A 21,514-nucleotide genomic window follows, 5' to 3' on the forward strand; every position below is an offset into this window, starting at 1 on the left:
TGGCTGGAGTTTATATGTTTGTAGCTATATTCATTGATTACGCTCGTATTGCGGCATTCAAGGTGCAGACTGAACGAATGACACATGCTGCAATGAGGTCCGTTATGTCCGCCTATGACACATCACTCCGAGAGTATGGTTTATTTGGGTATGGCGACAGTAGTGGGGATGCGATTATGGCCAAAGTGCTGAACGATAGTGTGAAGCCTTCATCCGTAAAAGATGGATTCCCTATTCTGGATATCCAGTGGGATACAACTTCGCTGAGCATGGAGCGTGAACTGGGCAGATACGATATTTTCAATCGCCAGATTCAGGAGGATATGAAGTATCGGGCTCCGGTTGATTTTACCCTTGAAGTGATCAATCGGTTCAAACCGATGTCGGACGAGATGAAGGAAGCAGCGCACACGGTAGACTTGCTGAAAAAATTACAAAAGTTATATGACAAACGTGAAGAATTGCTGGACGAAGCCATTGTCAATCAGACGGAGTCCGCGGAGAAGCTGAAGAATCTTCCAAAGTTGATCATGGATCCGCCTTCACAGCCGATCTATGAAGAAATGCTGGAAGAAACACCAGAGACAGCTGCTGAGGCAGCGGCACGTTATGCAGATTATCTGAACAAGCAACGGGCAGATGAGGGTTTGCCGTTCAGAGAGCAACAATACATATTGGAACTGGCTCGTTATCGGACTGGTGTGAGTAATGTGGTGACAGGCATCAGCATGATCATTCAGCCCGCTTTACAGGCCCATCAAACGAAGCTGGAGGAAGCACAGTCCAAGATCGAAGAAGCACGGAAGATTAATGAGGAAATGAAACGTGTGATTGCGGAGGGGGAGAACCGTTCACAGAATGCCAGCTACGACAACGTGGGCAATTCGAATCTGCCTGGGACGAGTCCTGCATCTACTGGATCAGGCAGTGAAGCCAAAAGCACACGTTCTCTTGCTTCGGAGCTTGTGAGGGCAGATAGCCTATTTGATCAGTTGAAGGCACGTGTGGTTTCACAGAATTCGGACTTCGGCAACGTCAGAAGAGACAACATGGAGTTGAATAATCAGCTTCGCAGCGTTACGGGCATGAGTGGGGTTCCGATTAAACCCGCGGTCAGACAGGCAAGTCAGATTACGGAACGATACATGGACACCTATGTGCGTAACGGTCCTGCCAACCTCATCCAACAGAGTAAGCAACAGCTGGAGAGTGGTCGTGGGTCGGATGCCCAGCGCAAAGCGAATGACAAAGAATCCAAAGGCAAATTGAAGGAAGTCAAACGAATCTTGTCGCAGATTCAGAATGGAAGTTCCGGATCTATGGACGCTTTCAAGCAGTTGGAGGAATATTACAACACTAATATTGCTTTTAACGAGGCTAGTCGTGAGGATGCCAAAAAGGCAGAGATTGCGGATGATCCCTATGACTCTGGTAGCGAAGCCATGAAGGGTATGGACAGTTTGTTTGGCGGGATGTCCGGTCTACTGGACAGTCTTGGCGACGAATTATTTCAGAATGAATATGCTTTAGCCTATTTCAACTCCATGGATTTTGGGCAGCTATTTACCTGGACTGAAGGTGGAGATGCTGGTGATGTTTTTAAACTGGAGAATCAGGAACTAGAGTATATCGTTTACGGGTTTCATAACCCTTCGGGCAACATCGCTGCGGCATATGCAGAGATCTTTGGGATGCGACTGGCTATTCGGACAGCAGAAGGGTTAATTGAGCACAGTAAGCTAGGAAATCCTCTTCTCGTGTTATCTGCGGCAATCTTATACGGGATTACAAACGCTATCGCGGATATGGTGAAACTGGCGAAAGAGGGCAGTGTGGAATTGTCCAAGTATATCAAAGTCAAACTGCCGTACAGGGACCATCTCCGATTGTTTCTCTTGATGCATAGTAACAATGAACGCAAAATGTCCAGAATGCTGGCTCTGATCCGATTGAATACCGGTGTGAATCCAGATGAGAAACAGACATATGCTTCGGGTAACATGCGCAGTAGCATCAAGTTGTGGTTTTTGCCTGGGGTGGTTAGAAGCATAGGTGCAGTTATGGGGAGTGCGGATCAAGTTGAAGGTGGACGATTTTTCATTGAGCGGAAGGCGGATTATTCCTATTGAATGATCGGGATTGTTTCGGTGGAGGGATTATGGATAAGCAGCAACGATATGAAAAAGAATGCTCACAATTGCAGATTCGTTTAACACGAATAATTAGATTGCAACGATTGAAGTCTCTGAATAAGCAGATATGTTCTCCGAACAAGGAACAGGGCAGCATGGTTCTGGAAGCTTCACTGGTGTTACCTGTCTTTCTATTCTTTATCATGTTTCTCATCTTCATTGTGCAAATGACTCTAATCTCCACGGCGTTACAGAGCACGGCGGGTGAAGCGGTGAAGCAGTTATCAACGAAAATATATCCGGTATCCCTTGTGTTCACACCTTCTGATTCCGCTGGCGGTGAGGGCTCGGGAGGAGGCTGGAAGATACCGGAGCTGTCTTTGACAGAATGGGCAGAAGGTTATGCTTCTTCTCTGCCCGAGCCATTAAGTGATTGGGTGCGTTCAGCAGCGGTCAGTGGTGAACAGCCACTACAGGAGATCAAGACATCTGTGTTAGAAGCTGTGCTTGATCCGACAGTCAAACCGTTGCTACAACCCTTCATAGAGCCAACTCTGCTGGATATGGAACGTGTTCATGTGAATGGTATTTCGATACCAGATCTCAAAAACAAAACCAATCCATATTTCAGGCTTGAACTAAGTTATGAATTACCGGTAAAGGTGCCCTTTCTCAGCAAACCGCTACGGATTCAGGCTGCTGCGGCAGAACGGGTATGGATTGGTGATACAGGAGAAGGATCAGATGGTAGCGGAGGGGACGAGGATACTGCGGGTTCAGCAACTGTACTATCGAAGCCTGACCCGGCTTACATAGGTAACAATGCAACGATCAAGGTGAAGGTAGAACCAGGAGCGACAGCCAACTTAACGATATTTTACAAGTCAGGTGAAAGTTCTGCAAAGCACATCGGTTGGGCGACCGCAGATGAGAATGGAATTATTGAATGGAACTGGTTTGTTGGTACTCGGACAACAGAAGGAACATGGAGTTTTGTTGTCGAGACAGGTGACGGTGTCAAAACGGAGACTACGTTTACCGTGGCCTCCAGAAAATAAGGAAGGAGATGATGGAGATGGAGTGGTTTTACATTGCCTGTGGTATATACGTAATTGCAGCTTTTATTACAGATATTCGTTCAATGAAAATTCCAAATCGATTGACTTTACCCGTGACTGTTGCAGGCGTATTGGCCCACATCATATGGGGAGGTTGGGATGGTTTCTTGTTCTCAGCCGCTGGATTTGCAGCAGGTTTTGGTATTTTATTCTTGATGTATGCAATTGGAGCGGTAGGAGCAGGAGATGTGAAATTGTTTGGTGGGATTGGGGCATGGACTGGACTCGCTTTTGGCATTCATGTCATTATTTACTCCGTTTTGTATGCGGGAGCAATTGGTCTAGTGATACTTCTATTCCGTAAAGATTCAGCGAAACGAATTCGAGGTATGGCAGGTAGTCTTGCAGGGTTCTTCATGCTCGGTTCGGTCAAGCTGGTAAACAAAGAGAAGACATTGAAGTTTCCGTTTATGCTGGCGGTGTTACCTGGATTTATCACGGTCCTTATCTCAGGACTTTTCCCTTAAGTGAAGGAGTAGAGAAAATCTGAGGATAACAGTGATAGAAGATGGCACTGCAATTGGAGTGGCAAAGTGTAACATATTGTAACTCAACTTATATCAACTAAAATTTTTACACGAGAACGGAGAGGGCGGAAAAAACCTGAAGAAGCGGAGCGCTCGCCTTTATCCCCGGATTTCCCCCTTTATAGAAGGGAATCAAGAAATCTGGGGATAACAGCGATCGGAAGGTTGTTCCGTCATCGAAGTACCCAGTGTAACTTTCTTTAGTTGATCCTATATAACAATGGAAAGAGAGGATTGGCATGTATGGATTAACGAGAGATTTTATCCGTAATGGCGGGGCGTTTATGGTTTTGGAGAAAGCAGACGGGTTACGAATGGAGGAATTGAGCCGGGTACAGATGGGGATGTTGTCCTCTAATCAGATACCGCGCCTTCTTCCTGTACATATTCGTGAAGTGGATCGAAATGTAACTTTGCAGTATGACATATCAGGCTACAAGATGTTATCCCAGATGTTAAAGTCAAGCAAAATTCAATTGCGTGTTCTGTACGGTCTGTTATTCCAACTGGCCGATGCCTTCACGGAATGCCGACAATATATGCTGGAACCTCGTAAATTATTGATTCAGGAGGAGTACTTGTTCATTAATGGTTCATTTGAACAGGGTGAACTTGGGATGGTATATGTACCGATTATGGATACGATTGAAGTTGATTCGACGCCCCAGCAATTCCGAGAGCTAGTGATCAGGTTGATGGCCCATGTACAGGAACTGCAGGGAGAAGGCATTCAACGTGTTCTGCAACTATGCGACAATGAACACTGGGATATCAGACAGTTGCGAGAGCTTTTGCTGGAGTTATACGCTGACGAGCAAGAGAGTGGAGGAAGCGCAGCATTTCTCTCATCCAGAACGTCGGACACAGTGGATGATCCAAGAGGCAATCTTCATTCATCGATTTCTGAGCGGGATAACACGCCGTTTACTGGTCATTCTCGGCCATATCAACCCGGTGCTCCCATTCAAAATGCTTCTGTGGAGCCACAGCTAAATTTCCGTCAGCCGCAGAAAATGAGTGCTTCTGAGGTTGAAGATATTCCGGTGAGATCCCGAACCTTTCCAGGCAGACGCCCATCTGGACAATCTTCATTGGCGGGCTCAAGAAGCGTGGATCAGGGACCAAGTAACCCGTATGATTCGTCGTTAGAGCGTGTTGATATGGACGTGGAGGAGAAGTCTGGATCTTCCAAAGTAACCTATATCATACTGGGCTGCATGGTGGCCATGGCATTGGTATGGAGATTCGTATACATGGAGCAACCTGGGCAGACACAGATGATCATATCGGCGTTACTAAGCCTTGGTTTGCTTGGTGTAGCAGGATGGACGTGGAAGCGTAAGGGGAGCCCTCAGAATGATGCTGTGAATAAGCGCTCTTTTTCATTCAGCCTAGGCAAGAACAAAGACAAGCAAACGGAAGCTGAAGAGGAACTATTTCAGGAGAGTTGGCGCTGGAATACAGCTGATAGGTCTGAGGAACGTGTAAACCAAGCGGTTGAATCCGATTCAGAAGGTAGTGCGCATTCCCGTTTTCAAAATCTGCATATGACCACTGAACATTCCGAACCAACATTCGTTCAACACCAGGATAGAACAGTAGATTCAACTTCGGAGTTAATCCGACATGATACAGTTGCTGAAGCAACCGTGAACTTGCAGAATCTGGATAAAGGTAACTTTACAGGGGAAGGCCCAGTGATGGCGTCTTATTATCTTGAACGAAGATCCGGAAGCAGTGACCAACATGAACGGATGGATGTGCAGGGAGCGTCTTTTGTAATCGGAAGATCAGTGGACATGGTTCAGTGGGTGGATACAGCGACCGGCGTGTCCCGTGCTCATGTGGAATTGAGCAGGAACAAATCGGGCTATGTGATTAAGGACTTGGGTTCCGTCAATGGAACCGTTCTTCAGGGCAATATTCTTGCTCCTTACAAGGAGTATCCATTGGCGGATGGAGATACATTTACCCTGGCTGAATCTGTTTACACCTATCGGTCGGTTGGATAAGCTATGGTTCATTCCCGTGGTTCAATCAGTCCGATAAGCCACGGTGCTTCAGATCTTCAAGAGCCTGAGTCAATGTGGGGAAGGTGAACTGGAATCCGTGGTCGAGTGCTTTTTGCGGAATGACTCTCTGCCCCTGAAGCACGACAACGGATAGTTCTCCGACCAAGGTTTTAATCAGGAAGCTGGGCACGGGGAACCAGTGAGGGCGATGATACACCTTGCCCACCGTGCGACCGAATTCATCATTGGTAACGGGATTTGGTGTGGAAGCATTCACAGGCCCGGAAATCTGTTTGTTCTGAATAGTGAAGTCAATCAGTCTGACGATATCCATAATGTGAATCCAGCTGGTCCATTGCTTGCCACTGCCAATCTTGCCGCCAACACCCAGCATATAAGGCAGTTTCATTAATGGAAATGCACCTTTTTTATGTCCGAGTACCAAGCTAACCCGAATTTTAACAAGTCTCACATTTTTGATTGCATCTGCAGCAACTTCCCATTGTTCGGAGACACGGGAAGGGAAATTCATGGACTTTTGCGGACTGCTCTCATCAAACGTTTCGGAAGGGGAGGTGCCATAGATGGCCATGGCAGAAGCTTGAACGACCACTTCCGGTTTTTGCTCCAGTGATTCCACCAATCGGGCTACCCGGGCGACAGTCGTGACTCTGGATTCAACAATCTCCAGCTTCGCCTTGGTTGTCCAGCGTTGGTTCAACGTTTCTCCGGCAAGGTTAACGAGCGCATCCACACCTTCTATCAATTGCGGTTGTTCTTCGACTTGCTCCCACGATATATATGTAAGATTGTTACTTGGATTATGCAAGTCAGGCAGTTTACGTGTAATGACTTTCACATGGTGTCCGGCTTGCAGCCAGTAATCCACAAGTGCTCCTCCCACAAACCCGGTACCTCCACAAATGGCAATTTTCATATCGAACATCCTCTCTGTACTTTCACTGCGCTGACGTATACCCATGAATCGACAAACAGCCCCGGACGGTAAGTAATGCCTGTTGGGAACGACTTACCTGACGGAGCATATCTGTATCTAATTAACCAAATCCATATATGACTTAACTTATCTTTGTAATTTATTTAATCAAGTGTTGATAAGGAGAGTAATCGATTTTGTTTTTCTCCAAAAATTTCACCAGAAACTTATTATCCCGCTTCGGTGTGGCAATAATGTATCCTTTGATGCAATGATCTCTCGAGACTTCCGTGGCGTTGTCCTCAACTGCAATTTTACCAATCTCTGCAGCAATGGAATGTTTGGCGATGTCACGAAACGGCCCAGGTACAGGCTCCACAAGTTGATCCAAAAAAGCTTTGGCTTCATCAGTCCATAAATGACGGCTGGCTTCAACCCAATAATTCTGCCAATCCAGTTTGGACCTTCCGTCCGCTTTTGGTAGCACTTTCAAAAACTTGCGCATCATAAAAAAACCACCGATACACATGCTGCCAAGCAATAAAAAAGTCCAGAATGCGATCGTATTCATAAACCAATTGCTGGGGGAACTGCTGGTCAGTATCATCGCGTAGGAGTCGAAAATCATTGCGGAGTCACCTCGGTTCATTGATTTTCACGGAAAGACGGATTCCGCCCACCATGTTCCACATATTAGCTGCCAAAAATAGCCTCTATCCCGAATTATAGCGCATTTCTAGATTTATTTCGATAATCGCGTTAGAATAAGGGATAATTCAGATTAAGGGGGATCAATAATGCTGAAAATCGGCTCCCACGTGTCCTTTTCGGACAAGGGATTATTGAGTGCAACGAAGGAAGCGTCTTCGTACGGTTCCAGTTCGTTTATGATATATACGGGTGCACCACAGAATACACGTCGCAAGCCAATTGAGTCCATGTATATTGAAGAAGGCAAGGTTGCCATGCAAGAGGGTGGAATGGAAGATATCGTTGTCCATGCACCGTACATTGTTAATCTTGGCTCATACAAAGAAAACACGTTTAGACTGGCTGTAGATTTCCTTCAGGAAGAGATTCGTCGGACACATGCCATTGGTGTGAAGAACATCGTATTGCATCCCGGCGCATTTACAGACAAAGATGCCCACTATGGGATCGGACGGATCGCAGAAGGATTGAATGAAGTGCTGGAGGGTGTGAAAGACACGGATGTGAACATCGCTCTGGAGACCATGGCTGGCAAAGGTACGGAGATGGGTCGCAGTTTCGAAGAGATCGCTCAGATTATCGAGAAAGTAACATATAACGAGCGCCTGACTGTGTGTATGGATACATGTCACATACATGATGCCGGATATGATATCGTTAATGATTTTGATGGTGTACTTGAACAATTCGATCGTACGGTAGGACTTGACCGCGTTGCCGTAATGCATATTAATGATAGTAAGAATGCTGTGGGTGCGCACAAGGACCGTCATACACCGATCGGCTCTGGATGGATCGGCTTTGAGGCGATTAACCGCATCGTGAACCATGAGAAGCTTCAAGGACGTCCATTTATTCTGGAGACACCTTGGATTGGCAAAGAGGCCAAGACACAGCGTCCAATGTATGAAGTGGAGATTGCGCTGCTGCGTGGGGATGTTGCAGGTCGATTCGGCCAGGAATTCCTGACAGAAGTAGAACAGCTGCAACACTTTTTCAAAGGTAAAGAGATTGAGTCCCGTTCGTATATTCTGGATGTATGGACATTGCTCAAGAATGACGCCAAAGCCAAAAAGGCAGATCCGCGCGAACCGCTGGAACGCCTCTATGACATGGTGGCTGAAGCTGCACTGTTCCCGCATTTGAATGAAGAGCAACTGAATCATCGCTTGATTGCCTGGCTTGCGGGTTAACCCCCGCAGGTCATGGCTTAATTGAAGGAGGAAGAATAACCCGATGGAGATCCATGCTAAACAAGTACGCCCTGATTCTAAAAACCGCGCCGATCGTGCGCGCATGCTCATTTCCTGTCCAGATGGTCCAGGAATTGTTGCTGCCGTGTCTCATTTCCTGCACCAGCATGGTGCAAACATTGTTCAGTCGGACCAATATACAATGGACCCTGCTGGCGGCATGTTCTTTATGCGGATTGAGTTCGATCTTCCGCAGTTGTTAATCAACCTGCCGAAACTGGAAGCTGATTTTGCAGAAGTGGCAAGCCGTTTCCAAATGGAATGGACGCTATCTGCGGTTAGCCGTAAGAAGAAACTGGCTATCTTTGTATCCAAAGAAGATCATTGTCTGGTTGAATTGTTGTGGCAATGGCAGGCAGGCGACCTGGATGCCGATATTGCGCTTGTGGTCAGCAATCATCTGGACATGAAGGACTATGTAGAATCATTCGGCATTCCTTATCATCATATTCCGGTTACAGCAGATACGAAGAAAGAAGCGGAACAGCGTCAACTGGACGTCATCGGCAATGATGTGGATGTGATCATTCTTGCTCGTTACATGCAGATTATCTCTCCAATGTTCATTGAGCACTACCGCAATCGAATCATTAACATCCACCATTCGTTCCTGCCAGCCTTCGTGGGCGGTAAACCGTATGCGCAAGCGTACAACCGTGGTGTCAAAATTATCGGTGCGACAGCGCACTATGTTACGGAAGAACTGGATGGCGGCCCGATTATTGAACAGGATGTGCAGCGTGTAAGCCACGGGGACGATGTAACCGAGCTGAAGCGTATTGGACGTACCATTGAGCGTGTTGTGCTTGCACGTGCCGTGAAATGGCATGTCGAAGATCGAGTTCTCGTTCATGAAAATAAAACCGTCGTATTTTAAGCTTATGCTTTAATACTGCGCAAGGTTGATTCGGAACCATGGAATAGACTAACAAAAAGGCGACCCCAATTCGTTTACGAAGTGGGAGTCGCTTTTTTAGCATTCATATACTTTCCGCACAAGCCAAGCACAATACCAAACAGCAGATGCCCTGCAAACCAGTAGAGGATGGCTGCCACATCGTACAGGTCTGGCACACGCGAAGATAGTTGAGAGAGTGGGATGTAGAGCAGAGACGAAACAGCACCAAGCAAGATTCCTTTGAACATGGGGCGGCCTGTGCGCTGTACCCACCACAAATAGAAGATGCCAATGGCAACAGACACAATTAGGTGCAAAGAAAACTCAATGAATTCGGGTAAGGTTGGCGGAAGACCAGGCACAAAATCGATATTCAGAAGCAGAGTATATACTTGTTCATCGGTGTAGGCCTGAATCATTTTAAGGAAAAATCCCAGGACAACTCCCGACAGAATCCCCGTTAAAATACCGGATATCCAGGGTAATGCGTGTTTTACCGATGGGGATGGGTGAGCAGCAGCATCTGGCATGATTGCGACCTCCTATGATTGACGCATGTTCATTTGAAAAGTAAACCGCAGCCCAACTTTCTAATCCATATTCAGGAATATTATATGTGAATTACGGATGGATATCTAAAAAATGCATGGTTTTCAGCTTAAAGGTTATACTTCATGCGATGGATTTGCGAGGCTCGTTAAGTCTGTTTTTAGGTTTAAGTGCCTTGTATAGTGCGATTTTTGCTTAATTAGCAAGGGGTTATTCATCACAAACAACCGATTTTTCCGGAACTTCTAAAAGAAGGTTATGGAAAAGCTTCACGCCAAGTGATACAATACAAAAGTGAATAAGTCAAAATGAAACACTCAAGCGGATTCACTTATTGTGAAATTCGGTTTGCTTGTATGATGAGAGGGATTCGCTTGCGCACCCGACTTATCTAAAGACATGAGGAGGACAAACCATGACTGACAAGAACGAAGCGATTCAAAAGGACGAGAACACTACAATCGACAACCTGTCGATTACTACCGTACGTACTTTGGCGATTGATGCAATTGAGAAGGCAAATTCCGGACATCCGGGTATGCCTATGGGCTCCGCTCCAATGGGGTACCAACTTTTTGCAAAAACGATGACTCATAACCCGGACCACCCAACTTGGGTTAACCGGGACCGTTTTGTCCTGTCTGCAGGACATGGCTCCATGTTGCTGTACAGCTTGCTGCACCTGAGCGGATATGATCTTCCGATGGAAGAACTGAAACAGTTCCGTCAATGGGGAAGCAAAACTCCGGGTCACCCGGAATTCGGACATACTGCAGGTGTTGATGCAACAACTGGCCCACTGGGTCAAGGTATTGCAATGGCTGTAGGTATGGCGATGGCTGAAGCTCAACTGGGCGCAACATACAATAAAGACAAGTTCAACGTAGTTGACCACTACACTTACGCAATCTGTGGTGATGGTGACTTGATGGAAGGCGTATCTCATGAATCAGCTTCCCTGGCTGGACGTTTGCACCTGGGCAAACTGATCATGTTGTTCGACTCCAATGACATCACGTTGGATGGTAAATTGGATCTGTCTTCTTCCGAAAGCATCGCGAAGCGTTTTGAAGCTTATGGCTGGCAAGTGCTGCGCGTTGAAGATGGCAATGATCTGCCTGCAATCGAAAAAGCAATTCAGGAAGGTCAAGCAGATACACTGCGTCCTACACTGATCGAAGTTAAAACGGTTATCGGTTATGGTAGCCCGAACAAACAAGGTAAAGGTGGCCACGGCGGTACTCACGGATCTCCACTGGGTGCAGACGAAGCCAAATTGACTAAAGAGTATTACAAATGGGTTTACGAAGAAAACTTCCACGTACCAGCTGAAGTTCGCGATCACTTTGCACAAGTGAAAGATCGTGGTATCTCTGCTAATAAAGCTTGGGACGAGAAATTTGCCGAGTACAAAAAAGCATTCCCTGAGCTGGCAGCTCAATTCGAAACAGCGATTAACGGCGACCTTCCAGAAGGTTGGGACCGTGATCTTCCTAAATATGCAGCAACAGACAAAGCTCTTTCCACTCGTGTAGCATCCGGTAACGCTCTGAACGGTCTGGCGCACAACGTGCCACAACTGACAGGCGGATCTGCTGACTTGGAAAGCTCCACAATGACTCACTTGAACAACCTGGAGAACTTCACACCTGAAGATTACTCCGGCCGTAACATCTACTTCGGTATCCGTGAATTCGGTATGGCTGGAGCAATGAACGGTATGGCACTGCACAGCGGTGTGAAAGTATTCGGAGGTACATTCTTCGTATTTACCGATTACCTGCGTCCGGCTGTTCGTCTGGCTGCCCTGATGGGATTGCCTGTAACGTATGTTCTGACTCACGACAGTATCGCTGTTGGTGAAGATGGTCCTACGCACGAACCAATCGAGCAACTGGCATCCCTGCGTATCATTCCTAACCTGACGGTTATTCGTCCGGCTGACGGTAATGAAACTTCGGCTGCTTGGGCTTACGCGCTTGAGAACAAGAGCAATCCAGTTGCACTCGTACTCACTCGTCAAAACCTGCCGATCCTGGAAGGTACGGTTGAAGGTTCACGTGAGAACGTGAAACGTGGTGCTTATGTTGTCTCTGATGCAAAAGATGGCAAAGCGGTAGCACAAATTATCGCTACAGGTTCTGAAGTGCAATTGGCTGTTAAAGCTCAAGCAGCACTTGCAGAACAAGGCATTCAAGTTCGCGTAATCAGCATGCCAAGCTGGGATCTGTTCGAGAAACAAGATAAAGCTTACAGAGAGTCCGTTCTTCTTCCGGATGTTAAAGCTCGTCTTGCGATTGAAATGGCTTATCCAATGGGCTGGGAGAAATATGTTGGAGATCAAGGTGACATTCTCGGAATCAGCACATTTGGTGCTTCCGCGCCTGGCGACCGTGTTATCCAAGAATATGGCTTTACAGTGGACAACGTGGTTAGCCGCGTAAAAGCATTGCTGTAATAGCTTCATAAGCACTGCTATGGTTGGGAGGGCATCATGCTGTCCTGATCCATGGCAGTAAGTTATTTCCGCAGAGATGGGCGGTGACTCGTTATCGCCCTGATCTGTTTGCCTTTTGTTTTCATTAACTTCAGGGGAGCGGGTACGCATGTCACAATTCGATCAAGTCAGTGTAGTGAAAGAGGCCAACATTTATTATGATGGTCAGGTAACCAGCAGAACGGTTATTTTGGGGGATGGCAGCAAAGTGACTCTGGGCATCATGCTTCCAGGCAGTTATGAATTCGGTACGGATTCCCGTGAAATTATGGAGATTCTGTCCGGAGATCTGAAAGTATTGCTTCCCGGAGCAGAAGAGTGGCAAGAGATTCAAGGTCAAGCTACGTTCCACGTGCCTGCCGAATCCAAATTCAAACTGGAGATACGCAGCGTTACTGACTACGTCTGCTCGTACCCGGCGGAATAACATAAGAAGGGTAAGCAGAACCGCAACCCGCGGATTCGGTTTACCCTTTTTGCTTCTTGAATTCTAACGACAAAGTTCGAGTTGCAAGCTTGTCAGCCCCGTGGATTTGAAGTATCCTTAAGGCAAGTTGTTTAGAATGGAATACGCGGAAATAATATAACCGAAATCAGGAGGTTTTTGAGATCATGGCAAAAAAAGTGACATTTGACTATAGCACGGCATTGCAATTTGTAAATCAACACGAAGTGGATTATTTCGCAGAACCGATTCGTCTGGCTCACGAGCAGCTTCACAACGGAACAGGAACAGGCTCCGATTATCTGGGCTGGATTGACCTGCCAACGGCTTATGACAAAGAAGAGTTCGCACGCATTCAAAAAGCAGCTGCCAAAATCCAAAGCGACTCCGAAGTACTGATCGTTATCGGTATCGGTGGATCATACCTGGGTGCACGTGCAGCGATTGAAATGCTGACTCACTCTTTCTATAACAATCTGCCAAAAGACAAACGCAAAACGCCTGAAATCTATTTTGCAGGAAACAATATCAGCTCCACATATGTAACTCACTTGCTGGATCTGGTTGAAGGCAAAGATTTCTCCGTTAACGTCATCTCCAAATCCGGTACAACAACAGAGCCGGCAATTGCTTTCCGTATCTTCCGTGCAGCACTGGAAGAGAAATATGGTAAAGAAGAAGCACGCAAACGCATCTATGCTACAACAGACAAAGCGCGCGGTGCACTGAAAGAACTGGCGAATGCTGAAGGATACGAGTCTTTCATTATCCCGGATGATGTTGGTGGACGTTACTCCGTTCTGACGGCTGTAGGTTTGCTGCCAATCGCAGCAGCTGGTATCAGCATCGAAGAAATGATGCAAGGTGCGGCTGACGCATCCAAGGAATACAGCAACCCGAACGTAGCTGAGAACGAAGCATATCAATATGCAGCTGTTCGTAACGCTTTGTATCGCAAAGGCAAAGGCACTGAGATTCTTGTAAACTATGAGCCATCCTTGCACTTTGTATCCGAGTGGTGGAAACAATTGTTCGGAGAGAGCGAAGGTAAAGACTACAAAGGGATCTATCCTGCATCTGTTGATTTCTCCACAGACTTGCACTCCATGGGTCAATTCATCCAAGAAGGTAGCCGGAATATCTTCGAAACTGTTATTCAGGTTACTGAAGTTGCGGAGCATATTTCAATCAAATCGGATCCGGACGATCTGGACGGTTTGAACTTCCTTGAAGGCAAAACCATGGACTTTGTTAACAAAAAAGCGTTCCAAGGAACACTGCTTGCACATACGGATGGTCAAGTACCAAACCTGATTGTGAACATTCCAGATATGACTCCATATTCTTTCGGATATCTGGTATACTTCTTTGAAAAAGCATGCGGCATCAGTGGCTACCTGCTGGGCGTCAATCCATTTGACCAACCAGGTGTGGAAGCTTACAAGAAAAATATGTTCGCATTGCTGGGCAAACCAGGCTTTGAAGAAGAGAAAGCAGCGCTCGAAGCGAGACTTTCCGAATAATTCATCGGTCTGCTCATATAGTTAAATAAAGTAATGTAAATCTATCGGGGAATCACTGTTCGTGTAAGATGCAGTGTTCCCGGATGTAGATAACCAGGGCAGTTCGTCCGCGTTCGCGCGGGGAACTGCTTTCTTGTAAAATGGATTAAATGGAAAATTGGACTCAGGAAAAGGTCAGAAAGTTGGATTTGGGATGATTGAACGTTATCGCACGGTTCGAGGACCGGGCAATCTGGAAATTGTAATCAAGAAGTCGCGATTTATCGGTCATATTATGCCGGTCACGACAGAGGAAGAGGCTGTTGCCTTTATCGATGAGATCAAGAAAAAACATTGGAATGCGACTCACAACTGCTCTGCGTACATGATTGGGGAGCGGGATGAGATCCAGAAGCAATCCGATGACGGGGAACCAAGCGGAACAGCAGGGAAACCCATTCTTGAAGTGATCAAAAATCAGAAATTGAAAAATGTAGCAATTGTGGTTACGCGATACTTCGGGGGAATTATGCTTGGAGCTGGTGGGTTAATTCGCGCTTATACGGATGGAGCTGTAGCAGCCATTGAAGCCGGAGAAGCCATTACCAACGTGCTGCATCGTGAAGTGTTTGTTGAACTGGATTATACGTGGCTGGGTAAAGTGGAAAATGAGTTAAGGAGCCGGGAAGTCCGTACAGGTGAAACTGGATTCACCGATAAGGTTACGTTGACTTGTCTTCCGCCGGATAGTGAAACCGAGGCTTTTGTAGCCTGGATCACGGATTTGACGCAAGGGCAATCCCGGATCACGGAGGGACAGCGGCTTTATTTTATTGAAGGGGAATAAAATATATGGCTAGAAGAGCAGTCGAACAGGAGTTGTCGAGGGAGCGGATACTGGAGGCGGCGAGGCACCTTTTTATTACCAAAGGATACCGCGCCATTTCGATGCGAAGCATCGGCCAGCATCTGGGCTATAGTCATGGGTCGCTGTATTATCACTTTAAGGAAAAGGCAGAGCTGTTCTATGCCATCGTGGTTGAAGATTTCAATCATCTGGGGCATTTGCTGCTGCAAGCCATGGTCAGGCCGGTTCGTGATGATGTGAGCAAGGTAGAGCACATTATGATGGAGTTTATTCGCTTTGGTCTGGAGAATCCATACCAATACGAAATTATGTTTATGATCAGGGACGAAGAACTGTTGTCTTATTGTCGTACCGAACAGGGACGTTGCTTTGAATTGTTTGCATCGATTATAAGGCAGTATATGAATGAAGAGAACTGTACGGAAGAGGATATTCAAAGGGTACCGCGTACGCTATTTTTGGCTATGCACGGATTCATTTCTTATTACATTCAGGACCGTTTAACGTTTGTGGAGATTGAATCGTCTGCGCTGTCTCATGTCAAAGTGCTGTGCCGCAATCTGGGTCAGCAGCCTGGCGTCCAATAATGGCGCTATTGTTGCACCCCTACACTTCAGGGCGGTGATTTGTCATAACTTTAATTCTTTATAACGTTGTCTCGCGAAAGTTAGTATGCTCCAAAGACCAAGTCAGGCGGCTCCGACCCGAAATGAGGGTGGACCGCCTGTTTGTGTTTGCAAAAATGAATGAGTTGGTGGCAGGTCTGTTGGGCCGAATCTAACCTTCCATGATTTTGAGAAAGTACTCTCGCTCACGTGGTCCATCGAATTCGCAAAAGTAAATGCCCTGCCATCGGCCAAGCAGCAGTCTGCCTTCATGAATAATCACCGTCTGTGATGGCCCCGTTGTGATCGATTTCAGGTGAGAGGCTGTATTGCCTTCGGCATGTCGATACTCGGGATGCTCCCAAGGGTACACTTCGTCCAGGCGCAACAATACATCGTGTTTCACATCCGGATCTGCATTTTCGTTGATGGCAATACCCGCCGTTGTATGTGGACAGTAGATGAGCACAGTCCCATTCTGCACGCCGCTACTTTGGACAACCTGCTTCACGTCCCGTGTGATATCTTTCATTTCATCTCGTGTGGAAGTGGATATATTCTTCGTATATAACATATTAAATCACTCCTTAGGATCTCATTTCTTACCCTCGATTGTACCTTAACCACTACATACCAAACAAACCACATATGACGCTGATTATGGGAATGGCACAATAACGGAGAAGACAGAAATAACCTGAAGAGATTTTTATTAATCGATCTCATATGTGGCCTAATTATATTCAATAAAAGCATTGACGATTAGCACTGCAAACTGGTAAAGTATCAGAAAAGCAAAACCAAGTAGACTAATGGGAATAATATTAAAGTAATATAATCCAACTTAGGAAAAATGTCGTATCGAAGCAGGGAGACTGCCGACCGGAACTAAAGCCGGAGGCTGGGAGGGAACGCAGCAATGAATACCGTTCTTCGTCATAAGGGATGGACTTGGGGATTTCGCAGTACCGTATTGTTATATTTTATCGTACTTATTGTACTTCCAATCATCGGTGTGTACGTCAATTCCTTCTCCGAAGGATGGAGCAACTTTGTTCAGAGCATTACGGACCCGATCGCGTGGAAAGCCGTACTGCTGACCATTCGGCTGGCGGTGATTGCAACGCTGATTAATGTGGTTCTTGGCACGATGATCGCATGGGTGTTGACAAGGTATCGCTTTGTGGGCCGATCGTTTCTCAACAGTCTGGTCGATCTTCCGTTTGCACTGCCAACCGCAGTGGGCGGCTTAATGATTATGCTGCTCTTGGGTCCGGTCAGTGCCATCGGGAAACTGGCAGAATCCATGGGATTCGAGATAGTGTTTCACCAGCCCGCAATTGTTATCGCGATGACCTTTGTCACATTTCCATTTGTGATCCGTGCGGTGCAGCCTTTACTGGAAGAGATTGATCCTTCCGAGGAAGAGGCCTCGTACACGATGGGTGCTTCCAAGGCTCGCACGTTCATGCAGGTTATTCTGCCTTCCATGGCACCTGGCATGATCAGTGGGGGGATGTTGGCTTTCTCCAGAGGACTCGCTGAATTCGGGGCTGTTGTGCTGGTGGCTGGTAACATTCCGGGAAGAACACTGACCGCTTCCGTATTTATCTACGGGGAGATTGAAAGTGATAATCCAACTGGGGCAGCTGCTGTATCCGTGTTGCTCCTGACGCTCTCTTTCCTGATCCTCTGGCTGATCAATCTGGTGCAGATGCGGGGGAGAAGACGATGAGACGACTCTTAATCGGACTGACGTTTGCGGTATTTATTGTACTGCTGATCATCCCGCTCGGACGCATTTTTATTGGCGCATTTGAAGACGGGGCAGGCGGATTCCTGAAAGGGTTAATGCGCCCTGAGGCGCTACACGCCTTGATGATGACCGGACTGGTGGTTCTGGTGGTCACCCTGTTAAATACATTATTTGGCATCATGATGGCCCTGTATCTGGTACGTGCCGGGTGGCTGAGTGAACGGGTGAGAGGGCTGTTGAACAGCATTGTAGACCTGCCTTATGCCGTATCTCCTGTCATTGGCGGCTTGATGATTGTGTTGATGTTGGGACCTAACAGCATTATGGGCGCTTTTTTTGAAGGAATCGGATTCAATGTGGTCTATGCCTTCCCAGGTATGGTGATCGCAACGTTATTTGTTACCTTTCCACTGATGGTCAGAGAGGTTATGCCTGTTCTGCAGGAACTCGGTTCACAGCAAGAGGAGGCAGCATCTACCCTTGGCGCCTACGGCTGGAGAACGTTCTGGAGTGTGACCTGGCCTTCGATCCGCTGGGCGGTGGTGTACGGTCTTGTCTTGACGGTTGCGCGCTCGCTCGGGGAATTCGGTGCAGTGCTGGTCGTATCCGGTAATATTATGAACAAAACGCAGACAGCAACAACGCTGGTCTATCAGGATGTTGAGAATTTTAATGTTGCTGCCGCAAATGGTGTGGCATTGGTGCTGGTCACCTTCTCCGTCGGGCTACTGCTCATGATGGAATGGGCCAAGAAGCGAAAGGAAGTGCATTGATATGCATGTAGAAGTCCGTGATCTGAACAAACATTTCGGTGATTTTCATGCGGTAAAAGATGTCTCATTCGATATTGCCAAAGGCCATCTGATCGGTCTGCTTGGACCCAGCGGAGGCGGAAAAACGTCCATTCTGCGTATGCTTGCGGGTCTGGAGAATCCGGGTTCTGGAGAGATTCGCTTTCACGGAAAAGTGGTGAATCATCTGCCTCCACAGGAGCGGGGGATCGGATTTGTATTCCAGAACTATGCCTTGTTCAAACATATGACGGTATTTGAGAATATTGCTTTTGGACTCAAGGTCAAGAAGACACCGAAAGCCCAGATCCGTGATCGGGTTATGGAACTCGTTGAATTGACCGGGTTAAAAGGTTTCGAACAGCGCTATCCACATCAGTTGTCTGGTGGGCAGCGTCAACGTGTTGCTTTTGCCAGAGCACTTGCCCCTGAACCGCAGCTGTTATTGCTGGATGAACCGTTCGCGGCCATTGATGCGAAGATCCGTCAGGAACTGCGTTCATGGTTACGTGAGTTGATTGAGCGAGTGGGAATTACTTCGATATTTGTAACGCATGACCAGGATGAAGCGATTGAAGTGGCAGACGAAATTATGATTATCAGTCAGGGTCGTCTGGAACAGAAGGGCACACCTTGGGATATTTACAAAAACCCGCAGACACCTTTTGTCGCTACATTTATCGGGGAGTCTACGGTTGTGGAGGATGCTTCGCAGCTGAAAGGATTCGAACATGCGGTTGAGGGTGAAGGTACACGAGCGCTGATCCGACCAGAGTATATTGAGATCGGTTTGAAAAACGAGTTTACCATGTTGTCTGCAACAGAAAAAGGTACAGTCAAACATCTTCATTTCCGCGGCAGTGAATGGATGGTAGAGGTGGAAGTACAGGGTCACAAGTTAATCACCTATCGTTCCCTGGAGAAAACGACATTGGAGATCGGTCAACAGATTAGAGTCCTTGTACACCGTGCATACTTGTTCAATGATTCCAACAGTTGGGTGGTTGAGAACCGACTGAAGGAAGATCCGATGCCGGTGATGATTTAGATCGAGTGACAGAAAGGGGCTGCCCATGCAGACGAGGAAGAAGAAAGTCATACTCTTATATGTTGCCCTCATGCTTCTGCTCGTCTGCATGACCGCTGGATGCAGCAAGCAGGAGGAGTCAAGCGAACAGAACGAGCCCACTGGTAACGATTCGTCCAATACGCTGGTGATCGGTGCTTATAGTGTAGCGAAAGACGCTGTAGGTGAGTTGCTACCCAAGTTCCAGGAGGAGTGGAAGGCGAAGACTGGGCAGACAATTAACTTCCAGGAATCCTATGAAGCTTCGGGTACACAGGCAAGAGCCATCGTTGGTGGATTCGAGGCTGATGTGGCCCTGCTCGCGATGGAGAGCGATATCGATAAGCTGGTCAAAGCCGACTTGGTTAGCTCCGATTGGAAACAGACCCCTAATGAAGGCATGATTACTCGTTCAATTGTTGTTCTGGGAACAAGAGCAGGTAACCCGCTGGGGATTCGTGATTTTCAGGATTTAACCAAGCCGGGAGTGAAGGTACTGTACCCCAATCCAAAGACATCCGGGGGCGCACAATGGGATATTAATGCCATCTACGGTGCCGGATTGAAACTGTCGGAGGAGCAAGAGGGTAAGAAAGACCCTGCCGCAGCCAAGGCTTTTCTCGAACAGGTACATCGCAACGTTGAATCATTGGACAAGAGTGGTCGCTCTTCGATGGCGGCATTCGAGTATGGTGTTGGTGATGTCATCGTCACGTATGAAAATGAATTGCTTGCCCGGATCGCCAAAGGTGTAGATTATGACATCGTCGTTCCGAAGAATACAATCCTGATTGAGAACCCGGCAGTCGTGGTGAATAAATATGCTGACAAACACGGGAATCGTGAACTGGCGGAAGCCTTTGTCGCCTATCTGCGTACACCAGATGCACAGCGTATTTTTGCCAAGCATGGTTTTCGTTCAGTAGATCCGGATGTATTTGCACAGACGGAGTCCACATTCCCAACGCCCGAAGGTCTGTTTGATATCACCTATCTGGGTGGATGGGATGAGGTACGCAGTACGTTGTACTCCAAACGCGGGGTGTGGTATCAGGTGCTCGCGGGAATATGATATGAGTATTGTTGATGCAATCGAATAGGTAGCCGAGCGTGTTGATACTAAACCTTCATTTCAATGGAAGTAGAGATGGAGGTTTTTTACTGCCAAAAGGTTATAATAGAGGTATACTGAATCATGATTGTTACATAGTGCAGGAAGGTGTGAGTTGGATGAGTTCAGAGATCAAATTATCCCAAAGTACAGCGATTCGACTGGAGCAGGCCCGTGGTAAGGGGATGCCTGAGGAAGAACTTTTAAAAGCTATTCAAGCGAAAGACGTTTCCGCTTTTGACGAAGTGTCTGAAGAGGAATACAGATATAACGAATTTTTCTCGTATGCGGACGAGCATGGTGAGAATCTGGAGGCAGCAGTGAAAGACGGGTACCGGATTACCTTTAACACGCGTGGTGGACTGGGAATCTGGTTGGAGAAGGCCTTTAAGGTGCAACCAGAGAAAGACTTCACAGTGGGTGAAGGAATCGTCACCGGATTACAGTTGAAACCGGAGCAGGCAGAGGTGCTGGCGGAGCGACTTGCGTCAAACTGGGTCATTACAGACTCGAAGGATGTACCTGGAGGTCAGGAACTGACATTGAAGCTGCGGGCACTGGTGTAATCCCAGCGCTGGATTAATGTGACTTGAATCAATCGGTCATGGCCTGGCAAAAGGTGAAGCCTGATCTTCATGCGGATGACCCAGCTGTAAGGGGGAGCGCCAGATGTGGATGAGCGCAAGCTCCCGATGGAGCGAAGCATGGAGATGAAGTCTGACGGTGAACGGTCAGA

20 protein-coding genes are annotated in these 21,514 nt (G+C 47.2%); 16 read left to right on the top strand and 4 right to left on the bottom strand.

The annotated features are described in order from the left end of the window. Positions 1-14: 14 nt before the first annotated feature. The 4 genes from MHI06_RS07140 (at position 15) to MHI06_RS07155 (ending at position 5,789) form a co-directional block, all read left to right on the top strand. The gene (locus MHI06_RS07140) at positions 15-2,129 is read left to right on the top strand and encodes a hypothetical protein (RefSeq protein ID WP_340400961.1); all 2,115 of its coding nucleotides are present in this window, start codon (positions 15-17) and stop codon (positions 2,127-2,129) included. A 29-nt stretch (positions 2,130-2,158) separates the two neighbouring features. Continuing rightward, complete coding sequence (locus MHI06_RS07145) at positions 2,159-3,190, top strand: pilus assembly protein (protein ID WP_340400962.1); 1,032 nt, start codon at positions 2,159-2,161, stop codon at positions 3,188-3,190. A 17-nt stretch (positions 3,191-3,207) separates the two neighbouring features. Next, the gene (locus MHI06_RS07150; RefSeq protein WP_340400963.1) at positions 3,208-3,717 is read left to right on the top strand and encodes a prepilin peptidase; all 510 of its coding nucleotides are present in this window, start codon (positions 3,208-3,210) and stop codon (positions 3,715-3,717) included. A gap of 299 nt (positions 3,718-4,016) precedes the next feature. After that, the gene (locus tag MHI06_RS07155) at positions 4,017-5,789 is read left to right on the top strand and encodes a DUF6382 domain-containing protein (RefSeq protein WP_340400964.1); all 1,773 of its coding nucleotides are present in this window, start codon (positions 4,017-4,019) and stop codon (positions 5,787-5,789) included. A gap of 25 nt (positions 5,790-5,814) precedes the next feature. Here the strand turns inward: MHI06_RS07155 and MHI06_RS07160 are convergent, their stop codons facing one another. After that, a complete protein-coding gene (locus MHI06_RS07160) occupies positions 5,815-6,726 on the bottom strand; it encodes a TIGR01777 family oxidoreductase (RefSeq protein WP_340400965.1) in 912 nt (303 codons plus the stop codon). Positions 6,727-6,886: 160 nt separating this feature from the next. After that, positions 6,887-7,354: a DUF2621 domain-containing protein gene (locus MHI06_RS07165; RefSeq protein ID WP_062833141.1), complete on the bottom strand. Its 468-nt coding sequence runs from the start codon at positions 7,352-7,354 to the stop codon at positions 6,887-6,889. 169 nt (positions 7,355-7,523) lie between these two features. Here MHI06_RS07165 and MHI06_RS07170 point away from each other — a divergent pair, with 169 nt between their 5' ends. Beyond that, positions 7,524-8,630 (top strand): deoxyribonuclease IV, encoded by a 1,107-nt coding sequence (locus tag MHI06_RS07170; protein WP_340400966.1) that lies wholly within the window; start codon positions 7,524-7,526, stop codon positions 8,628-8,630. 43 nt (positions 8,631-8,673) lie between these two features. After that, complete coding sequence (purU, locus tag MHI06_RS07175; RefSeq protein WP_062833143.1) at positions 8,674-9,567, top strand: formyltetrahydrofolate deformylase; 894 nt, start codon at positions 8,674-8,676, stop codon at positions 9,565-9,567. A 74-nt stretch (positions 9,568-9,641) separates the two neighbouring features. Here the strand turns inward: purU and MHI06_RS07180 are convergent, their stop codons facing one another. After that, entirely contained in the window at positions 9,642-10,118 is a 477-nt protein-coding gene (locus MHI06_RS07180) for a hypothetical protein (RefSeq protein WP_340400967.1), read from the bottom strand. A 434-nt stretch (positions 10,119-10,552) separates the two neighbouring features. Here MHI06_RS07180 and tkt point away from each other — a divergent pair, with 434 nt between their 5' ends. The 5 genes from tkt (at position 10,553) to MHI06_RS07205 (ending at position 16,036) form a co-directional block, all read left to right on the top strand. Beyond that, positions 10,553-12,595, top strand: coding sequence for a transketolase (gene tkt, locus MHI06_RS07185; RefSeq protein ID WP_062833145.1), 2,043 nt, complete (start codon positions 10,553-10,555; stop codon positions 12,593-12,595). Positions 12,596-12,743: 148 nt separating this feature from the next. Continuing rightward, positions 12,744-13,061: a pyrimidine/purine nucleoside phosphorylase gene (locus tag MHI06_RS07190; RefSeq protein WP_340400968.1), complete on the top strand. Its 318-nt coding sequence runs from the start codon at positions 12,744-12,746 to the stop codon at positions 13,059-13,061. A gap of 185 nt (positions 13,062-13,246) precedes the next feature. Beyond that, positions 13,247-14,602 carry a glucose-6-phosphate isomerase gene (locus MHI06_RS07195; protein WP_017689982.1) on the top strand — a complete coding sequence of 452 codons (1,356 nt, stop codon included), beginning with the start codon at positions 13,247-13,249 and terminating at the stop codon, positions 14,600-14,602. Positions 14,603-14,795: 193 nt separating this feature from the next. Next, positions 14,796-15,428 (top strand): YigZ family protein, encoded by a 633-nt coding sequence (locus tag MHI06_RS07200; RefSeq protein ID WP_036610785.1) that lies wholly within the window; start codon positions 14,796-14,798, stop codon positions 15,426-15,428. Positions 15,429-15,433: 5 nt separating this feature from the next. Next, positions 15,434-16,036, top strand: a complete 603-nt coding sequence (locus MHI06_RS07205; protein ID WP_017689980.1) for a TetR/AcrR family transcriptional regulator — start codon at positions 15,434-15,436, stop codon at positions 16,034-16,036. 190 nt (positions 16,037-16,226) lie between these two features. Here MHI06_RS07205 and MHI06_RS07210 read toward each other — a convergent pair whose 3' ends face one another. Continuing rightward, positions 16,227-16,628, bottom strand: coding sequence for a secondary thiamine-phosphate synthase enzyme YjbQ (locus MHI06_RS07210; RefSeq protein WP_145320375.1), 402 nt, complete (start codon positions 16,626-16,628; stop codon positions 16,227-16,229). Between the two features lie 345 nt (positions 16,629-16,973). Between MHI06_RS07210 and cysT the strand changes: the two genes are divergently transcribed. From cysT to MHI06_RS07235, 5 genes are all read left to right on the top strand, one after another. Then, positions 16,974-17,789: a sulfate ABC transporter permease subunit CysT gene (gene cysT / locus MHI06_RS07215; protein ID WP_169480092.1), complete on the top strand. Its 816-nt coding sequence runs from the start codon at positions 16,974-16,976 to the stop codon at positions 17,787-17,789. Next, positions 17,786-18,583 carry a sulfate ABC transporter permease subunit gene (locus MHI06_RS07220; RefSeq protein ID WP_340400969.1) on the top strand — a complete coding sequence of 266 codons (798 nt, stop codon included), beginning with the start codon at positions 17,786-17,788 and terminating at the stop codon, positions 18,581-18,583. The genes cysT and MHI06_RS07220 overlap by 4 nt, the downstream gene beginning before the upstream one ends. A gap of 1 nt (position 18,584) precedes the next feature. Next, the gene (gene cysA, locus MHI06_RS07225) at positions 18,585-19,649 is read left to right on the top strand and encodes a sulfate ABC transporter ATP-binding protein (RefSeq protein ID WP_169480091.1); all 1,065 of its coding nucleotides are present in this window, start codon (positions 18,585-18,587) and stop codon (positions 19,647-19,649) included. Positions 19,650-19,674: 25 nt separating this feature from the next. After that, positions 19,675-20,739 (top strand): sulfate ABC transporter substrate-binding protein, encoded by a 1,065-nt coding sequence (locus tag MHI06_RS07230; protein ID WP_340400970.1) that lies wholly within the window; start codon positions 19,675-19,677, stop codon positions 20,737-20,739. Positions 20,740-20,897: 158 nt separating this feature from the next. Then, positions 20,898-21,344: a hypothetical protein gene (locus MHI06_RS07235; RefSeq protein WP_169480089.1), complete on the top strand. Its 447-nt coding sequence runs from the start codon at positions 20,898-20,900 to the stop codon at positions 21,342-21,344. The last annotated feature ends 170 nt before the right edge of the window (positions 21,345-21,514 follow it).

This window comes from Paenibacillus sp. FSL H8-0079 (assembly GCF_037991315.1).
GTDB lineage: Bacteria > Bacillota > Bacilli > Paenibacillales > Paenibacillaceae > Paenibacillus.

What these genes read in the sequence shown, in the direction of transcription:
- MHI06_RS07140 (WP_340400961.1), top strand. Translation starts at nt 15, where the DNA reads ATGTTTGTAGCTATATTCATTGATTACGCTCGTATTGCGGCATTCAAG.
- MHI06_RS07145 (WP_340400962.1), top strand. Translation starts at nt 2,159, where the DNA reads ATGGATAAGCAGCAACGATATGAAAAAGAATGCTCACAATTGCAGATT.
- MHI06_RS07150 (WP_340400963.1), top strand. Translation starts at nt 3,208, where the DNA reads ATGGAGTGGTTTTACATTGCCTGTGGTATATACGTAATTGCAGCTTTT.
- MHI06_RS07155 (WP_340400964.1), top strand. Translation starts at nt 4,017, where the DNA reads ATGTATGGATTAACGAGAGATTTTATCCGTAATGGCGGGGCGTTTATG.
- MHI06_RS07160 (WP_340400965.1), bottom strand. Translation starts at nt 6,726, where the DNA reads ATGAAAATTGCCATTTGTGGAGGTACCGGGTTTGTGGGAGGAGCACTT.
- MHI06_RS07165 (WP_062833141.1), bottom strand. Translation starts at nt 7,354, where the DNA reads ATGATTTTCGACTCCTACGCGATGATACTGACCAGCAGTTCCCCCAGC.
- MHI06_RS07170 (WP_340400966.1), top strand. Translation starts at nt 7,524, where the DNA reads ATGCTGAAAATCGGCTCCCACGTGTCCTTTTCGGACAAGGGATTATTG.
- purU (WP_062833143.1), top strand. Translation starts at nt 8,674, where the DNA reads ATGGAGATCCATGCTAAACAAGTACGCCCTGATTCTAAAAACCGCGCC.
- MHI06_RS07180 (WP_340400967.1), bottom strand. Translation starts at nt 10,118, where the DNA reads ATGCCAGATGCTGCTGCTCACCCATCCCCATCGGTAAAACACGCATTA.
- tkt (WP_062833145.1), top strand. Translation starts at nt 10,553, where the DNA reads ATGACTGACAAGAACGAAGCGATTCAAAAGGACGAGAACACTACAATC.
- MHI06_RS07190 (WP_340400968.1), top strand. Translation starts at nt 12,744, where the DNA reads ATGTCACAATTCGATCAAGTCAGTGTAGTGAAAGAGGCCAACATTTAT.
- MHI06_RS07195 (WP_017689982.1), top strand. Translation starts at nt 13,247, where the DNA reads ATGGCAAAAAAAGTGACATTTGACTATAGCACGGCATTGCAATTTGTA.
- MHI06_RS07200 (WP_036610785.1), top strand. Translation starts at nt 14,796, where the DNA reads ATGATTGAACGTTATCGCACGGTTCGAGGACCGGGCAATCTGGAAATT.
- MHI06_RS07205 (WP_017689980.1), top strand. Translation starts at nt 15,434, where the DNA reads ATGGCTAGAAGAGCAGTCGAACAGGAGTTGTCGAGGGAGCGGATACTG.
- MHI06_RS07210 (WP_145320375.1), bottom strand. Translation starts at nt 16,628, where the DNA reads ATGTTATATACGAAGAATATATCCACTTCCACACGAGATGAAATGAAA.
- cysT (WP_169480092.1), top strand. Translation starts at nt 16,974, where the DNA reads ATGAATACCGTTCTTCGTCATAAGGGATGGACTTGGGGATTTCGCAGT.
- MHI06_RS07220 (WP_340400969.1), top strand. Translation starts at nt 17,786, where the DNA reads ATGAGACGACTCTTAATCGGACTGACGTTTGCGGTATTTATTGTACTG.
- cysA (WP_169480091.1), top strand. Translation starts at nt 18,585, where the DNA reads ATGCATGTAGAAGTCCGTGATCTGAACAAACATTTCGGTGATTTTCAT.
- MHI06_RS07230 (WP_340400970.1), top strand. Translation starts at nt 19,675, where the DNA reads ATGCAGACGAGGAAGAAGAAAGTCATACTCTTATATGTTGCCCTCATG.
- MHI06_RS07235 (WP_169480089.1), top strand. Translation starts at nt 20,898, where the DNA reads ATGAGTTCAGAGATCAAATTATCCCAAAGTACAGCGATTCGACTGGAG.